Annotated in this window: 13 protein-coding genes and 3 pseudogenes; 13 read left to right on the plus strand and 3 right to left on the minus strand. The window is 55.9% G+C overall.

The window, feature by feature from the left end:
- Positions 1 to 113: 113 nt before the first annotated feature.
- Positions 114 to 1,499: an IS1182 family transposase gene (locus GOX66_RS14765; RefSeq protein ID WP_170763504.1), complete on the minus strand. Its 1,386-nt coding sequence runs from the start codon at positions 1,497 to 1,499 to the stop codon at positions 114 to 116.
- Between the two features lie 659 nt (positions 1,500 to 2,158).
- Here GOX66_RS14765 and GOX66_RS14770 point away from each other — a divergent pair.
- The 7 genes and pseudogenes from GOX66_RS14770 (at position 2,159) to GOX66_RS14800 (ending at position 8,193) form a co-directional block, all read left to right on the plus strand.
- Positions 2,159 to 2,365, plus strand: a complete 207-nt coding sequence (locus tag GOX66_RS14770; protein WP_170763505.1) for a dodecin — start codon at positions 2,159 to 2,161, stop codon at positions 2,363 to 2,365.
- 830 nt (positions 2,366 to 3,195) lie between these two features.
- Positions 3,196 to 4,290 (plus strand): annotated as a pseudogene (locus GOX66_RS14775) (IS3 family transposase).
- A 41-nt stretch (positions 4,291 to 4,331) separates the two neighbouring features.
- A pseudogene (locus GOX66_RS14780) lies at positions 4,332 to 4,568 on the plus strand (transposase); the annotation flags it as partial.
- A gap of 402 nt (positions 4,569 to 4,970) precedes the next feature.
- Positions 4,971 to 6,155 carry a M24 family metallopeptidase gene (locus tag GOX66_RS14785; RefSeq protein WP_170763506.1) on the plus strand — a complete coding sequence of 395 codons (1,185 nt, stop codon included), beginning with the start codon at positions 4,971 to 4,973 and terminating at the stop codon, positions 6,153 to 6,155.
- A gap of 3 nt (positions 6,156 to 6,158) precedes the next feature.
- Positions 6,159 to 7,315, plus strand: a pseudogene (argE, locus tag GOX66_RS14790) (acetylornithine deacetylase).
- 3 nt (positions 7,316 to 7,318) lie between these two features.
- On the plus strand, positions 7,319 to 7,594 hold the full coding sequence (locus tag GOX66_RS14795; RefSeq protein WP_170763507.1) for an EamA family transporter: 276 nt from the start codon (positions 7,319 to 7,321) through the stop codon (positions 7,592 to 7,594).
- Positions 7,591 to 8,193 (plus strand): DMT family transporter, encoded by a 603-nt coding sequence (locus tag GOX66_RS14800; RefSeq protein WP_170763508.1) that lies wholly within the window; start codon positions 7,591 to 7,593, stop codon positions 8,191 to 8,193. The genes GOX66_RS14795 and GOX66_RS14800 overlap by 4 nt, the downstream gene beginning before the upstream one ends.
- A gap of 102 nt (positions 8,194 to 8,295) precedes the next feature.
- Here GOX66_RS14800 and GOX66_RS14805 read toward each other — a convergent pair whose 3' ends face one another.
- Entirely contained in the window at positions 8,296 to 8,787 is a 492-nt protein-coding gene (locus tag GOX66_RS14805; RefSeq protein ID WP_170763509.1) for a MarR family winged helix-turn-helix transcriptional regulator, read from the minus strand.
- A 79-nt stretch (positions 8,788 to 8,866) separates the two neighbouring features.
- Here GOX66_RS14805 and GOX66_RS14810 point away from each other — a divergent pair, with 79 nt between their 5' ends.
- From GOX66_RS14810 to GOX66_RS14820, 3 genes are all read left to right on the plus strand, one after another.
- Positions 8,867 to 9,772: an EamA family transporter gene (locus GOX66_RS14810; protein WP_170763510.1), complete on the plus strand. Its 906-nt coding sequence runs from the start codon at positions 8,867 to 8,869 to the stop codon at positions 9,770 to 9,772.
- A complete protein-coding gene (locus GOX66_RS14815) occupies positions 9,769 to 10,410 on the plus strand; it encodes an NAD(P)-dependent oxidoreductase (RefSeq protein WP_170763511.1) in 642 nt (213 codons plus the stop codon). Before GOX66_RS14810 ends, GOX66_RS14815 begins: the two co-directional genes overlap by 4 nt.
- Positions 10,411 to 10,536: 126 nt before the next feature.
- The gene (locus tag GOX66_RS14820; protein WP_170763512.1) at positions 10,537 to 10,887 is read left to right on the plus strand and encodes a DUF1428 domain-containing protein; all 351 of its coding nucleotides are present in this window, start codon (positions 10,537 to 10,539) and stop codon (positions 10,885 to 10,887) included.
- Between the two features lie 67 nt (positions 10,888 to 10,954).
- Here GOX66_RS14820 and GOX66_RS14825 read toward each other — a convergent pair whose 3' ends face one another.
- Positions 10,955 to 11,851: a LysR family transcriptional regulator gene (locus GOX66_RS14825; protein WP_170763513.1), complete on the minus strand. Its 897-nt coding sequence runs from the start codon at positions 11,849 to 11,851 to the stop codon at positions 10,955 to 10,957.
- 147 nt (positions 11,852 to 11,998) lie between these two features.
- Between GOX66_RS14825 and GOX66_RS14830 the strand changes: the two genes are divergently transcribed.
- The 3 genes from GOX66_RS14830 to GOX66_RS14840 all read left to right on the plus strand — a co-directional run bounded on the left by GOX66_RS14830 (position 11,999) and on the right by GOX66_RS14840 (position 14,970).
- Positions 11,999 to 13,015 (plus strand): TRAP transporter substrate-binding protein, encoded by a 1,017-nt coding sequence (locus GOX66_RS14830; protein WP_170763514.1) that lies wholly within the window; start codon positions 11,999 to 12,001, stop codon positions 13,013 to 13,015.
- 72 nt (positions 13,016 to 13,087) lie between these two features.
- Positions 13,088 to 13,693 (plus strand): TRAP transporter small permease, encoded by a 606-nt coding sequence (locus tag GOX66_RS14835; protein WP_170763515.1) that lies wholly within the window; start codon positions 13,088 to 13,090, stop codon positions 13,691 to 13,693.
- Positions 13,690 to 14,970 (plus strand): TRAP transporter large permease, encoded by a 1,281-nt coding sequence (locus GOX66_RS14840; protein WP_170763516.1) that lies wholly within the window; start codon positions 13,690 to 13,692, stop codon positions 14,968 to 14,970. The genes GOX66_RS14835 and GOX66_RS14840 overlap by 4 nt, the downstream gene beginning before the upstream one ends.
- Positions 14,971 to 14,978 lie beyond the last annotated feature (8 nt).

The raw sequence follows: 14,978 nt of genomic DNA on the forward strand, positions 1-14,978 counted from the left end.
CACGCAAATAATGCACTTGCAGCGAAGGACTGCTTTCCGCCCATTCTGTTGAAAAACAACGTGTTGCTGACGCAGAAAGTGATGCGCTGAACAGAGCGCGAGCGCCTTTCTGATCAGGCTTTGCGCGTTTGCTGCGGTGCAGGAAATTTCTTGGCCAATTTGCGGAGGTTTTGGGCGGTGGCGGCGAGGAGGAATTCGTCATTGGCACCACATGGTCCGCGTAATCGGAGCCGTCCCAGACCGAGGATGCGTTTGAGGTGGGCAAAGAGCATCTCGACCTTCTTTCTGAGTTTCATCGAGATGTCGTATTGGCGGGTTTTGGCGATCTCGCGGGCGACCTGGCGAGCGTCTTCGTGCTCTTCGCGGGTGATTTTGCGCGCATCGGCATTAGGGCAGCATTTGGCTTTTGATGGACAGGCCTGGCAAACGTCTTTCAGGGCGCGGTAGCGGGCCGTGCCCTTGCCAGTTGGCCCTCGGTTTGGGTCAGAATAGTTGCGGCGGAACTGCTTGAGTTCCTGGCCCTCAGGGCAAATGTACTGATCGTTTTCTGCATCCCACTCGAAATCCGCCCGCGTCCAGGTGCCATCGTTGCGCCCGGACTTGTCGAAGACCGGAATGTGCGGGGCGATGTTGCGGTCGACAAGCCAGCCCAAGAGCGGCCCGGTGCCATAGGCGGTGTCCGCGATCAGACGCTCCGGGTTTAGATCGAACTTCGCTTTCACGCGGTCCAGCATCGTCTTGGTCGATCCGACCTCTGCCTGCCGGATTGATCTGGTGCCTTCCACATCGACTATCACCCCATGGTCGGTGTCGATCAGGTAGTTGTCGGAATAGCTGAAGAAAGCAGGACCTTTGCGGGCCGCGGTCCATTGGCTGGCAGGGTCAGAATGCGAGGTGAACTTGGGCTGCACCTCGCTCGCAGCTCCGAAAGCCGCCTCATCCAGAGTGTCGAGATATTCGCGGACCGCGCGCGGCGCATCTTCTGGATCGATGGTTGATGCATCCCATTCTTCCTTTGGCGTTGAGTTTTGTTTGTTTGCATCGGCTTCGATCAAGCTGGCATCGATTGCCATGCGCTGACCGCTGACCAGACCTTCTTCGATGCACCGCGCGACAGTTGTTTCAAACAGATGACGCAGAAGCTCACTCTCCCGGAAACGCCCGTGTCGGTTCTTGGAAAACGTGGAATGATCCGGGATACGGTCGGTCAGATCGAGGCGGCAGAACCATCGATATGCCAGGTTCAGATGCACCTCTTCGCACAGCCGTCGCTCAGAGCGGATGCCGAAGCAATAACCGACCAGCAGCATACGGATCAGCAGCTCAGGATCGACCGATGGACGACCAGTGTGGCTGTAGAAATCCGCGAGATGCACTCGAATGCTGCTCAAATCGACAAAGCGATCAATCGACCGAAGCAAGTGATCTTGGGGAACGTGGTTCTCCAATGAGAACTCATAGAACAGCGACGATTGCGCTTCCTGCCTCGGTCCCAACATCGCTCAATCCTCCCACCCATTGGAAGAATTGAATCAGCAGTTCATGCACCGATCAAGGAAGAGTTTTTCAACAAAATACGCCCATTTTACAGGCCGGCCAACTCTGTTTATGGCCGCAGGATCACTATTATTTCCGAGTTTCGTGTATATTGTAAAAGTTAGAATGGACCGTAACAGGTGCCTGAAGCCCATTGGGCGGCCAATTTTGGGGGTTCGCGACAACTTGTCGAGGTACAACCCGACCGACTACTCGCATACAGCGTTTCGTGGCTACCCACTCGGCCATTCGGAATTGTTTTTGCGTTCCCGCACATCGTCGCTCCGCCCTTAACAATCCCATATCACCGTCTCGAAACTATTGACGCCTGAAATGCCGCCACCCGAGCATCTTAAAATTCGTACATCAGGATTTCCTTGTGGACCTAAAGTTAATGAGGCAACGCCGTTGGTGGCGGCCTAAGGGCTCACGACGTCGATCAGGCTGACATGGGAAAAAAAAGTCCGCTAAATTGATTGGAGTTGCGATCGCCCGGGGTTCAATACTTGAGCCACTATGGAGGCCGCCGCAACGCGCGTGAACTGGGTGTTCCAGATATCGGCGATGCGCTGAGTTTCCGTGGTTAGATCGCCGAGTTGCGCGCAAAATGAGGAGGCAAGTCATGAGTGATGCAATTTATAAGACTGTTGATGTGGTGGGGAGTTCCACGGAAAGCATTGAAGATGCAGTGAGTGGGGCCATTGCTAAGGCATCCAAAACCATCGACCACATTGGCTGGTTCGAAATCGGCGAGATCCGCGGGCATGTCACGGACGGCAAGGTTGCCCACTTTCAGGTCGGCATGAAGATCGGGTTCCGTCTTGACTGAGACTGTAAAAACGGTGGGAAGTGGAACCGGCTCGACCCATGTGCGCAGCGGAAATCCGTAAGAATCGTCGCGTTGTAGGTAGATTTGGGGATGCATCCATTCTCAGGCCGCGCAGAAATGGCACCTTAGGCTCTGAGCCGACGCGCAGTGACATAGCTTCAGCGCTCACAAATCTCGCCCACCGCAACTGAGACGGCCAAGAACGTAGCCGATGGGCGAACTCGGCCAGTGTTTGGCGATCGGCTTGATACGAGCACTACACGGTTATTGCTTGTGAATTACCGTCACGCGCAGCAGGAATTGGTACTGAATGCTACGCGGACCTCGAAACCCAAAGAGGAGTTTTGACCAATACTCAAACAGTTCGAGCCTTGTCCGGCCCATGTCCGTGAACAGTTTCTGGAAAAAGAGGAAAACAAATTATACTGGGCCTCTGTTCCTTGTCTTCGGGAGGCAGGGGTCGGAGGTTCGAATCCTCTCACTCCGACCAAATAAATCAAACTGTCAAGTGCAGAGATATTTTGCCTTTTGACCAGTTAACTTACCTTTCCACCAACTAAAGTTACCTCTGGCGGTCTATCGGTGCTGAATTTAGTTGTCAGATGTCACTAGCTTGCGAAGTCTCGAATGTCGCCCAGCAAGATCCACATTGAAGCAATCGAAATGTTGCTGGCATCTATGACCCTAACGATGGGAGAGGATGGCTCTCAGGCTTCATTTCTGTTTGGGCCTCCTGGTGCACCCTGAACCTCCGCAACTGAATTGGTCCACGCCTATGTTTAGGAAACGGAGGACCAAGAATGGCAAACTAGCGACCGAAGCCCGAAGAGATTGTCTCTAAGTTACGACAGGTTGAGGTGCTGATGGGGCAAGGTATGTCCCGCTTGGATGCGATCAGACAGATCGGCGTTGTTGAACAGACTTATTACCGTTGGCGAAAGAAATACGGCGGAATGAGCGTAGATCAGTTGAAGGAACTGAAGCGACTTCAGAAGGAGGACGAGCGGCTGAGGCGTGCGGTTTCCGATCCGACGTTGGACAAATTGATCCTGACGGAGGCCGCAAAGGGAAACTTCTGAGCCCCGCTCGCCGCCGGGCTGCATCGACCAGGTTCGCGCCCAGTTCAAGGTATCTGAGCGGCGTGCCTGCCGCGTGTTGGGACCGCACCGAGTCACCCAACGGCGCATCCCGCAAGGTCGTTCGGACGAGGACAGATTGGTCGCCGATATGATCGAGGTGACCCGACAGTACGGTCGATATGGCTATCGCGGGATCGCCGCACTGCTTCGGGAAGCGGGGTGGTCTGTCAGCGACGGACGGGTTGAACGCCTGTGGCGGCGAGAGGGGCTGAAAGTGCCAATGAAGCAAGCGAAGAAGGGACGGTATTGGCTGAATGACGGATCATGTGTTCAGCGGCGGCCGGAGCATCGGAACCATGTGTGGAGCTATGACTTTGTTCATTGCCGACCGAAGATGGCAATGCGTTTCGGACGTTGAACATCATTGATGAACGTAGCAGGGAATGTCTGGCAATTAGGGTCAAGCGGAAGCTGAACTCGACCGGCGCGATCGATGCTTTGACGGATCTGTTCATACTTCGTGGCGCACCCAGTTCCATTCGTTCAGACAATGGCCCCGAATTCGTCGCCCAGGCCGCCAGAGATTGGATTGCCACCGTCGGCGCGAAGACGGCCTACATCGAACCAGGGTCGCCTTGGGTGAATGGGTATTGCGAAAACTTCAACGCGCGGATGAGGGATGAACTTCTAAACGGCGAGATCTTTTACAGCTTGCGTGAAGCGCGGATAACCATCGAAGAATGGAGGAAGTACTACAACACAAAGCGGCCCCACAGCGCTTTGGGCTACCGTCCGACCGCTCCTGAAACCACCATCCCGATGGATCAAAGGCCGATGATGCACTAACAATCAACTTGGACCAGTCAGACGAGGCCGTTCACCCTCGAGATCGAGGTTGTGACGCCAATTGGCTTCGAGACCCGTTGAAAGACAAAGGGATACGCGCCTGCATCCCCGGTCGGAAGCAGCGCATGACACCCGTGTAATACGACAAACGCCATTACAAACGGCGCAGCCGCATCAAGTTCATGTTTGGAAGGCTCCATGACTGGCCGCGGGTGGCAACCCGATACGGCCGATGCCCGAAGGTGTTCCTGTCGGCAATCGTGATCTATTGGCTATGAGTCTTTACCTATTTATGTGCCTAGGGCAGCGCCATGGAACCTTTTTGTAAAGGGAGTAGTTTGCTCAACGTGCCAGCCCTTAAGCTTGGAGCACCCGATTTTTCAATCGACGCGGTATGGTTGACCGGAACTTCGTCACCATTTCGACGCCAGACTTCTCCCTGCCGTGTCAAAATTATTAATCGCGAAACAAACCAAATAAGTCCTTCTGCTGGAATCGCCTTTACACCTTGTGCCCTGCGTGGATGCCAGCTTCAATTTTTGTCATGGAGGTTTATCGAGTTCTGGCCGAAGGCCTAGGGTCAGGCTGCGGGGATTTGCATGAGACTTTTTTTGTTTGACGGACCGTTGAGCACAAATAGGGTGGCTGCAGAAGCCCCTGAGACAAGGTCGCGAATTCTCATGCCTATTGAACATGCTCCTTTCAGCAAAGCGGAATACGACCGTCGGATTACCAAGACCCGTCAAGCCATGGATGTCGCCGGTATCGACGTTCTGTTTGCCACGGACCCGTCCAACCAAGCCTGGCTGACGGGGTATGACGGGTGGTCCTTCTATGTACATCAGGGTGTCATTCTGGGCATGGAGGGCGATCCTTTGTGGTGGGGGCGCGTTCAGGATGCCAACGGTGCGCGTCGGACCGTGTGGATGAAGGACGACAAGGTGCTTGATTATGCCGATCATTATATCCAGTCCACCACTTGCCACCCGATGGAGGATCTCGCCGGGCATCTCAAGGCGTTGGGGTTTGAAAAGGCCCGCATCGGTGTCGAGATGGAGAACTACTATTATTCCGCCAAGGCTCACGCAGTCCTTTGTGCGGAGCTGCCCAACGCGACGCTGGTGGATGCCACCGCACTGGTGAACTGGCAGCGCGGGGTGAAGTCCGGTGAAGAGATGGAATTCATCCGCAAAGCTGCCAAAATCTCGGAAAAGATCGTCCGTGTCGGGCTGGAAAAGGCCAAACCAGGCCTACTCAAGAACGAATTGGTGGCTGATATTTTTCACGCGGGCATTACCGGCGTTGATGATGACTGGGGCGATTATCCGGCCATCGTGCCACTGACCCCTTCAGGTATCGATGCCACTGCGCCTCATCTGACCTGGAATGGCAACGAAATGAAGTCGGGCGAAATCACTTTTTTCGAACTGTCAGGATGTTATCGCCGGTATCATGCACCGTTGTGCCGGTCCGTATTCCTTGGCCAGCCACCGCAGGACATGCTCGACGCCTCCCAAGCCTTGACCGCCGGCCTCGAGGCCGGTCTCGAAGCGGCCCGCGCCGGCAATCGGGCCTGTGACATTGCCAATGCGCTGAATGAGGAACTGGCCAAAGTAGGCATCGACCGTGGCGGGCGCTGTGGTTACCCGATCGGCCTCAGCTATCCGCCCGATTGGGGTGAACGCACCGTTTCGATCCGCCCGACCGACAAGACCATCCTGCAGCCCGGCATGACTTTCCACTTCATGCCCGGCCTTTGGCTGGATGACTGGGGTCTAGAGACCACCGAGACCATTGTCATCACCGAAAGCGGCCCCGCCGAGGCGCTGTGCAACGTCGAACGCAAGCTCTTTGTGAAGGACTAAACCTTGGGCGCGCGAGATGAAACCAAGACTCCGCTGCAGGAGCTGATCAACTTCCCCACGGTCTCATCAGACAGCAATCTGGACATGATCAAGCACCTTGCGGAAAGGTTGGCCGACTGCGGGGCAGAGGTCGAGATCTGGCCCGACAAGACCGGAACAAAGGCCAACCTTTTTGCCACGCTCGGGCCGAAATGCGACGGTGGCATAGTGCTGTCCGGCCATTCCGATGAGGTGCCGATGGCTGATCAGGACTGGTCGTCCGACCCCTTGCGTTGGAGGAACGGGACGGCAAATGGTTCGGACACGGTAGCCACGACATGAAGGGTTTTATCGCCGCCGCCGTTGCCATGGCACCGCAACACGCAAGGCTTGATCTGCAGCGCCCGGTTCATTTTGCTGTTACCTATGACGAAGAAGTCGGCTGTTTCGGCGCCCGTGCGCTGGCCGCCACTCTGCGCGAGAAGGGCATCAAGCCCGCAGTGGCAATCATCGGTGAGCCCACTTCGATGCGGATCATCGAAGGCCACAAGGGTTGCTATGAATACACCTCGCATTTCACCGGTCTGGAGGGGCATGTCTCGGGTCCCGATCGCTGCGTGAACGCGGTGGAATATGCCGTGCGTTACGTCTCGAAACTGCTGGAACTGAAGGCCGATCTGCAGGGCCGTGCTTTGGCAAACAGCCGTTTTGAACCACCTTGGACCACAGTCGACACGGGCGCGTTTTTTGGTGGAATGGCCCATAACGTTACCCTGGGCAAGGCACGGGTGGAATGGGAAATGCGGCCCGTACAAGAGGCTGATGCGGAATACGTCAAGGATGAGTTGCACCGTTTCTGCGCCCATTTCCTAATTCCCGCAATGCAGCCGGTTCATCCTGACGCGGGCATTCAGACCAAAGTGATCGGAGAGGTCGACGGGTTGGAACCGATGGACAACAACGAGGCCCGTGACATCGAGATGGAACAGACTGGCGCCAATGGTGCCGATGTAGTGCCCTTTGACACCGAGGCAGATATCTTCCAAGGGCTGGGTATGGGCGTCGTGTTCTGCGGTCCCGGCTCAATCGACCAGGCGCATAAACCGGACGAATACGTCTCGGTCGTTCAGATAGCGCAATGCCTCGACATGCTCGGGCGGTTGCCTGCGAAACTGGTGTAATCAATGACCTCAGCGCGCGTGGTCTCGGTATTCTGGACGGGCGCGCCGGTGCTCTTTGTTTTGTTCTGGGCGGGTGGCTACAGTTTTGCTAAGCTGGGCCTGCCCTATATTGAACCGATGACCATGCTGGTGATCCGGTATGGTATTGCAGTTTTGTGCCTCTTGCCGCTGCTGGCGGCGTTCCGTCCAGCCTTGCCACGCGATCCGGTTCACTGGGCCGCAATGGCGGCGGGTTCCTTATTCAATGCGTCTATTTTGGGCTGGCGTATCAGGCGATGAAACAGGGGCTTGCCGCAGGCACCACTGCCATCGTTATGGCTTTGCAACCCGCGCTGGTTGCAGCCCTCTCGCCGCTGGTCGGTGAGGCGCGTGGCAGGCCCGTGATGTGGGTCGGTCTGGCGCTGGGATTTACCGGAGTTGCGGTCAGTGTCTTTGACCGAACTAACGCTGTGCCCTTTACCGCCGGATTGCTGGCCGTCAGCGGCCTTTTTGGTCTGATCGCAGCAACACTGCTGGAGAAATTGCACGGACGGCGCAGCGACCCGGTGCTGGGGGGCGCAGTACAATATGTGATCGGTTTTGCCGTATTGCTGCCCATCGCCTTTGCCACGGAAACAATGGAGGTCACGTGGCACCCGGAACTGATTGTGTCACTGGCCTATCTGGTGGTTGCCAACTCCCTGATCTCGATCAGCCTTTATGTCGCCCTTGTTCAACGGGGCGCCGCGACCCGCGTGTCCACCCTGCTCTACCTCGTCACACCATTGGCCATTGCTCTGGCTTGGCTGATACTTGGGGAACCTGTTACCTGGCGTGTGGCGGCCGGTTTTGCACTTTGTCTGGCAGGAGTCCTTATTGTGCGGCAGTCCAAGAACTGACACCGAAGCCAAGATCAGCGAGGTAGAACGAAATAACCGTCTCTGCGTGGGACGGGCGAAACCACGAGCTTTGGCACAGCTCAACGTTATTTTTCTCATCAACTATGCAGCTGTTTTTATGGAACCGGAGAGTGCTTTCAAAAGCAGGTTAAGCTGACGCCGCTGCTCGGTGGAAAGCCCGCCCATCAGGCGATGTTGCGTTTGGACGTGATCGGTTACGGCAGCATCGATCGTTGAAAACCCGCTGTCAGTCAGACGAATGAGGAACCCGCGCCCATCTTCCGGGTTTTGGACTCGTTCCACCAAACCGGATTTGACCAGTTGATCAACCCGGTTGGTCATTGTGCCGGAGGTTACCATTGTCAGTTCAAGCAACTCTCCGGGGGACAAACCGTCGGGCTTTCCCGATCTTCGCAACGTCGCCAGAACATCAAAGCTGGCTGCGTTCAGACCATGTGCCTTCCAGGTCTCCTCCATTCCTCTTCGCAACTTAACTGCGAGGCGTGACAGGCGACCGATGGTTTCCATTGGCCCGACGTCAAGGTCGGGGCGCGCGTTGTTCCACTGAGAGATGATGAGGTCGACATGATCCATGGCAGACAGGTATTTAAATTTTATCTTGACGTCAAGATTTAAGTTTATATCTTGAGGTCAAGATAAAACGAGGTTGGCCGTGAAACATCAAATCGACATCGCTCTGACATCCGTTGCGCCCTTGGTTTGGGGAAGTACTTACTTTGTGACGACGGAGTATCTGCCTGAAGGTTATCCTGTGACGATGGCCGCGTTGCGCGCCCTGCCTGCCGGTCTGTTGCTGCTCATCATAGCCCGCCAATTGCCTCATGGGCTCTGGTGGCCTCGTGTCTTTGTGCTTGGCGCACTCAACTTCACATTGTTCTGGACGTTGCTATTTGTGGCGGCCTACCGGCTTCCGGGCGGCGTCGCGGCAACGGTTGGGGCAGTTCAACCGCTTTTGGTGATTTTCCTCGCGTCGGTGCTGTTGGGGGCTAAGATTGGGGTCACATCGGTATTGGCGGCAACAATGGGATTGGTCGGCGTCGGTTTTCTGGTGCTCGGCAATGATGGAGCACTGGACCCAGTTGGAATAGCTGCCGGGCTCGGCGGCGCCGCCTCGATGGGGGCGGGCATAGTGCTGACCCGCAAGTGGAAACCACCGGTGCCATTGCTGACGTTCACCGCCTGGCAACTCACGGCCGGAGGAATTCTGCTTGTTCCGCTTGCTTTTCTGCTGGAGCCTCCATTGCCCACGTTGGACGCGCGAAACCTCACTGGAATTTTCTACTTGTGCATTGTCGGGGCGGCATTGACTTACATCCTGTGGTTCCGCGGAATTGCTCGCATTGAACCCCCGGCCGTATCAGCCCTTGGCTTTCTCAGCCCACTTTCCGCCGTTCTGATCGGGTGGGTCTTGTTGGGCGAGGCGCTGACTGTTTGGCAGATCGTGGGCGCAGGCGTCGTTCTAACCGCCGTTTCGTTGGGACAGCTTTCGAACCGACCAATCCGCCCTGCCCCTCTGGATCATGTAATCCCAACATCCAACCAAAGGATAACTCAATGAAAATCATCGTTTTTGGCGCAACCGGTGACGTTGGTTCGCGCGTTGTCACAGAAGCCCTCTCACGGGGCCATCACGTTACGGCGGCAGTGAGAGATAAGGCGAGTCTCGCGAAGCTGCCCAAGTCCGTCCATGGCCGTATCGCCGATGTCAGTGACCCGTCAAAAGTCGCCGCAGCGATGTCGGGCCATGATCTGGCAATCAGCTCTCTTCGGACGCCGGCTGGACGCGAAGGTGAAGTTGTCGCGCTGACACAATCAGTTCTGGATGGTGCTGCCTGCGCAGGAATTAGGATCATTATTGTCGGCGGTGCTGCCCGGTTGCGCCTGCCGAATGGAAGCCCTCATACCGTACTGTCAGATCCGGATTTCCTGCCCGACAGCATTGTTCCGACAGCAAGAGCCTCTTTCGCGCAGTCCGAACTGTGCCAAAGCAATGACAATGCAAACTGGACCTATGCCAGCCCTTCTGCCCTGCTTCAGCCTGGAAAGCGCCGAGGTTCATACAGGATCGGCACTGACACGCTATTGATTGACGGCAATGGCAACTCAGAAATATCTATGGAAGATTTCGCAGTCGCACTGGTGGACGAGGCGCAGAACGCACATTTCACACGCACATCATTTACTGCCGGTTATTGATGTCTCCGGCGGTTTGCGGCTTTCACGGTTTCCAGGAAATCGCGCTTAGCCAAAGTCTCATGTGTAGAGGCCGCTGAAAACTGTATGCTAAAATAATCAAACGCTTACTCACTGGAGGACGAAGCAATGTCTTGGATCATGGCGTATGTCGGGGCAGTTCCCTCGGCTAAGAAAGCGGAATATCAGGCGCATGCTGCGCAAATGGCGTGGGTCTTTCGCAAACACGGCGCATTGCGGGTCGTCGAAACCTGGGGCGGGGCTGTACCCCCCGGTGAGCTGACATCCTTTCCCCTGGCCGTTCAGGCGGGGCCGGACGATACTGTTGTCTTGGGTTGGCAGGAATGGCCCGATCAGGCGACACAAGAGGCCGGCTTTGCAGAAGCCATGCAAGATCCGGAGATGGGAGACATGAGCGAAGCGCCGATCAACGGCAAGACCCTGATTTTTGCAGGATTTGAAGTTCTTACGGATATCTGAAACCCGGATAATACCGAGGCTATATGTTACAGTTTCTCATCACCAGTTACGCCCTGAACTTCATGTTTTAGGCGTTGCTGGTTTTGCATGAATGAATAACGTCCTCGGCGAAAATTTCCACCGCCCGCCTGTGTATCCGGGATGACCGGGTCGCGAGAAAAAAAGTCGAATTCCATTGCAACTTCTCTGGTGCAAGCTCACGAAATTTGTCGCGCCGTGCTCGGCTTTCCACGAAATGAACCGGCAATGGGCCCAAGTAGTGCCCGGTTTCAATCATCGTGGCCATGGCTTCCATATTTGCCACAACCGCCTTTGATTCAGTGCTATGAAGCTCTGGTGACACCAGCATGCCGTAGGAGCGCTGGCAAATCTGATAGTGGGAGATAACGTCCAGATCGATTTGATTATCCGGTGCACGAAACAGCGGATGGCCGCGACCGCAATACAAGCGATGCTCTTCGTCACATAGTTCTGTGTACGCCAGATCGGCGACCTGATTTTTGAACGGGGCAATTCCGATGTGAAGATCGCCGGTGATCAGCCGTTGCGTCAGCTCTGTTGGCGAAGCAACGATGACTTCCAGTTTCACTTCGTTCGGGCGATCCAGAAAACGTTTGAGCGCGCCTGCCAGGTTGAGGTTGGCAAGCGTGTTTACCGCATCGACAATACCAATTCTCAGATCGCCCGTCGTTGTGCCACGGAGTTCCAGCAATTCGGCATCAAAATCGCGGACACTTCGCAGAATGTCGCCCGCCTTCTGATAGGCGATTTCACCGCGTTCGGTCAGGCTGAAACCGCCACGCCCGCGTTCGCAGACTCTGTAGCCAAGCGCCGCCTCAAGGTCACGGATCCGAACGCTGATCGCGGACTGGGTGATGCCCAACGCATATTGCGCGTCGGTAAATCCACCGCATTCCACCACGGTCACGAATGTCTCTAACAGGGTATTTCTGAGCAGTTTCAACGGGTATCAGTCCTTTGGCATTCTCCATATTAATTACATAAAAATTGTTCATGTGAACATAATCAATATGATATTTTTTTGTGTAAAATTCTGTGCTGTCCTGCCTGTGATCTCTAAACCACTAAAGATCCAAGGGAGGAAACCAGTATGACATTTACCCCTCGTCATGTAAGAAATGCCGCCGCTGCGGCCCTGCTCAGCCTGACGCCGCTAACGGCTTTGGCTGAAGACTGGAAATTCGCTATCGAAGAGATTCCAGGCTCGATCATGGACGCTTATGCGCAAGAGTTCAAATCGCGCATCGAAGCAGCCACAGATGGCGAAGTCACTGTGACCGTCTATCCGATGGGCACATTGGGTACACCCACAGAAACCGTCGAACAGGCCGCTGACAGCATCATTCAGTTCACCAACGTCTCGATCGGCAACCTGGGCACCGTGGTACCAGAAAGCCAGGTCTTCCTGCTGCCTTACCTGCTGCCTTCTGATCCGGCGGCGATTTCAGACATCCTCAGCAGTTCGGATACCATCTACGGCCCGCTGAACGACGATTTTCGCAAGCGTGGTCTGGAAGTTCTGACTATGTACTCCGAAGGTCCACAGGTCTGGACCACCAACCGTGAGATCCGTACGCCCGAAGATTTTGACAACTTCAAGATGCGCGTGATGGTGTCACCGATCCTGTTGGAAACCTACAAGAACATGGGTGCCAGCCCGACGCCGCTGCCGTTCGGCGAAGTTTTCGGCGCGCTGCAACTGGGTGCCGTTGACGGTCAGGTCAATCCGATCCCGACCATCGAAGAGATGAAGTTCTACGAAGTCACCAGCCACCTGATCTGGGCCGGTGAGCAAGAACTTGTCACCACCGTCGTGGCTGGTTCGGACTGGTTCGAAACCCTCAGCCCGGACCGGCAACAACTGGTACGCGACACCATGGCGGACATGACAGGGTTCATCGACGGCGTTGTCACCGACTTCAACCAGCAGCGTCTGGACATCATTAAGGAAGCCAAGCCTGACATCGGTCTGGTTGTGCTGACTGAAGAAGAACGTGACGCCTTCCGCGCCCGCAGCACCGACACGTCGTCGGCCTACGTCGAGACGGTTGGTGATCGTGGTCAGGAACTGTTGGACGCACTGCAGACGGAACTGTCGGGCAACTGATCCTTACTCAAGCCACTCACTCAAAACTACCTCACGCGCCCCGCGCGTGAGGGTTTTCAAAGGGAGGACACAATGCAAAGCGGTACCGCCACTCCCTTCGGCTTTTTGGGAAAGATCGACGCCGTCATCGGACGGATCGAAGTCTGGATCCTGGGCTGGGGGGTCATTCTGATGGCCGTGAACACGATCGCCAATGTCTTCGGCCGGTATGTGTTTAATCAGTCCATCTATTTCTCCGAAGAACTGAACGAGTTCCTGATCGTCATCGTCACCTTCATGGGGCTGGGCTACGCAACCCGGAAAGGCATCCACATTCGCATGTCGGCAATCTATGACGCGCTGCCGATCAAGATGCGCAAGGGCCTGATGGTCGTGATTGCAGCAACCACTGCCGTGGTGATGGCAGTTCTGGCCTGGTACGCGCTGGAATATGTTCAGAAAGTTGCCTCACGCGGGCGGATCACCCCGGCACTGCAACTGCCGCTTTACCTGACCTATGTCTGGGTGGTGGTCGGCCTGACCCTTGCGTCTTTCCAATATCTGCTGACAGCGATCCGCAATCTGAACTTCGCCGAGGAAGAGGTCTACGTCTCCTACCTCGAAGTCGACAGCTATGAAGACCCCGAAACCGCTGCTGCAATTCAACGCTACGAAGAAGCCACGGAGGCAGACAAATGACCGAGTTGATGCTGGCCGTCATGATCGTCCTGTTGCTGGCAGGGTTCCCGATGAAAATGCCGCTGATCTCGGCAGCGGTGCTGGGGTTCCTGGTCTATTTCCCTGACATGAACATGCAGATTCTGATCCAGCAGATGATCGGAGGTGTGAAACCGGCCGCTCTGATCGCTGTGCCGATGTTCATTCTGGCCGCCGACATCATCACTCGCGGTCATTCCGCCAACCGGCTGATTGATCTGGTGATGAGCTTCATGGGGCATATCAAGGGTGGGCTGGCTATTTCCGTCACCTCCGCCTGTGCGCTGTTCGGCGCAGTCTGTGGCTCGACTCAGGCCACTGTGGTTGCCATCGGTGGAGCGATGCGGCCCCGTATGCTGAAATCGGGCTACAGCGACAGCTTTTCGATCGGCCTGATCGTGAACGCCGCTGACCTCGCCTATCTGATCCCGCCATCAATCGGCATGATCATTTATGGTGTGGTGTCCGGCACCTCAATCTCGCAGCTGTTTATCGCGGGTATCCTGCCGGGGCTGCTGATCGTGGTGCTGTTCTCGGCATATTGTATGGTCTACGCCTATCGGCATGACATCCCCGTGCTGCCGCGCGAGGGATGGGGACAGCGATTTACCGCCCTGCGCAAGGCGCTGTGGCCGATGGGCTTCCCCGCCATCATCGTCGGCGGCATCTATGGCGGGGTGTTTTCACCCACTGAGGCTGCCGCGATCTGCGTGCTATACGCTGTTGTGCTGGAAGTTGTGATTTTCCGCTCGATCAAAATAGGCGATCTGTTCGACATAGCTCTGTCTACCGGGGCCATCACTTCGGTTGTGTTCATCCTGATCGCGGCAGGTGCGGCGTTCAGTTGGACGCTCAGTTTTGCACAGGTGCCTCAGACTATCATCGCCGCGCTGGGGCTGGAACAGGCCAGCCCGCTGATGGTGCTGCTTGCGATCAACGTGGCCTTCTTTGTAGGCTGCATGTTCGTGGACTCGATCGTGGTGATCCTGATCCTGGTTCCGATCTTTGCGCCTATGATCAAGGCCAGCGGGCTTGACCCGGTACTGGTTGGTGTTCTGATCACTTTACAGGTCGCAATCGGTGCCGCCACGCCGCCCTTCGGCTGCAACCTGTTCACCGCCATCGCCGTCTTCCGCCGCCCCTTTGTCGAGGTGGTACGCGGAGTGCCCCCGTTCCTGATCATTCTGTTGATTGTGACGGGCTTGCTGGTAGCCTTCCCCCAAATCGCACTGTTCCTGCCGGAACTGGCTTATCGCTAAACTACAAG

Source organism: Ruegeria lacuscaerulensis (assembly GCF_013031245.1).
Classification (GTDB): domain Bacteria; phylum Pseudomonadota; class Alphaproteobacteria; order Rhodobacterales; family Rhodobacteraceae; genus Ruegeria; species Ruegeria lacuscaerulensis_C.

What these genes read in the sequence shown, in the direction of transcription:
- GOX66_RS14765 (WP_170763504.1), bottom strand. Translation starts at nt 1,499, where the DNA reads ATGTTGGGACCGAGGCAGGAAGCGCAATCGTCGCTGTTCTATGAGTTC.
- GOX66_RS14770 (WP_170763505.1), top strand. Translation starts at nt 2,159, where the DNA reads ATGAGTGATGCAATTTATAAGACTGTTGATGTGGTGGGGAGTTCCACG.
- GOX66_RS14785 (WP_170763506.1), top strand. Translation starts at nt 4,971, where the DNA reads ATGCCTATTGAACATGCTCCTTTCAGCAAAGCGGAATACGACCGTCGG.
- GOX66_RS14795 (WP_170763507.1), top strand. Translation starts at nt 7,319, where the DNA reads ATGACCTCAGCGCGCGTGGTCTCGGTATTCTGGACGGGCGCGCCGGTG.
- GOX66_RS14800 (WP_170763508.1), top strand. Translation starts at nt 7,591, where the DNA reads ATGAAACAGGGGCTTGCCGCAGGCACCACTGCCATCGTTATGGCTTTG.
- GOX66_RS14805 (WP_170763509.1), bottom strand. Translation starts at nt 8,787, where the DNA reads ATGGATCATGTCGACCTCATCATCTCTCAGTGGAACAACGCGCGCCCC.
- GOX66_RS14815 (WP_170763511.1), top strand. Translation starts at nt 9,769, where the DNA reads ATGAAAATCATCGTTTTTGGCGCAACCGGTGACGTTGGTTCGCGCGTT.
- GOX66_RS14820 (WP_170763512.1), top strand. Translation starts at nt 10,537, where the DNA reads ATGTCTTGGATCATGGCGTATGTCGGGGCAGTTCCCTCGGCTAAGAAA.
- GOX66_RS14830 (WP_170763514.1), top strand. Translation starts at nt 11,999, where the DNA reads ATGACATTTACCCCTCGTCATGTAAGAAATGCCGCCGCTGCGGCCCTG.
- GOX66_RS14835 (WP_170763515.1), top strand. Translation starts at nt 13,088, where the DNA reads ATGCAAAGCGGTACCGCCACTCCCTTCGGCTTTTTGGGAAAGATCGAC.
- GOX66_RS14840 (WP_170763516.1), top strand. Translation starts at nt 13,690, where the DNA reads ATGACCGAGTTGATGCTGGCCGTCATGATCGTCCTGTTGCTGGCAGGG.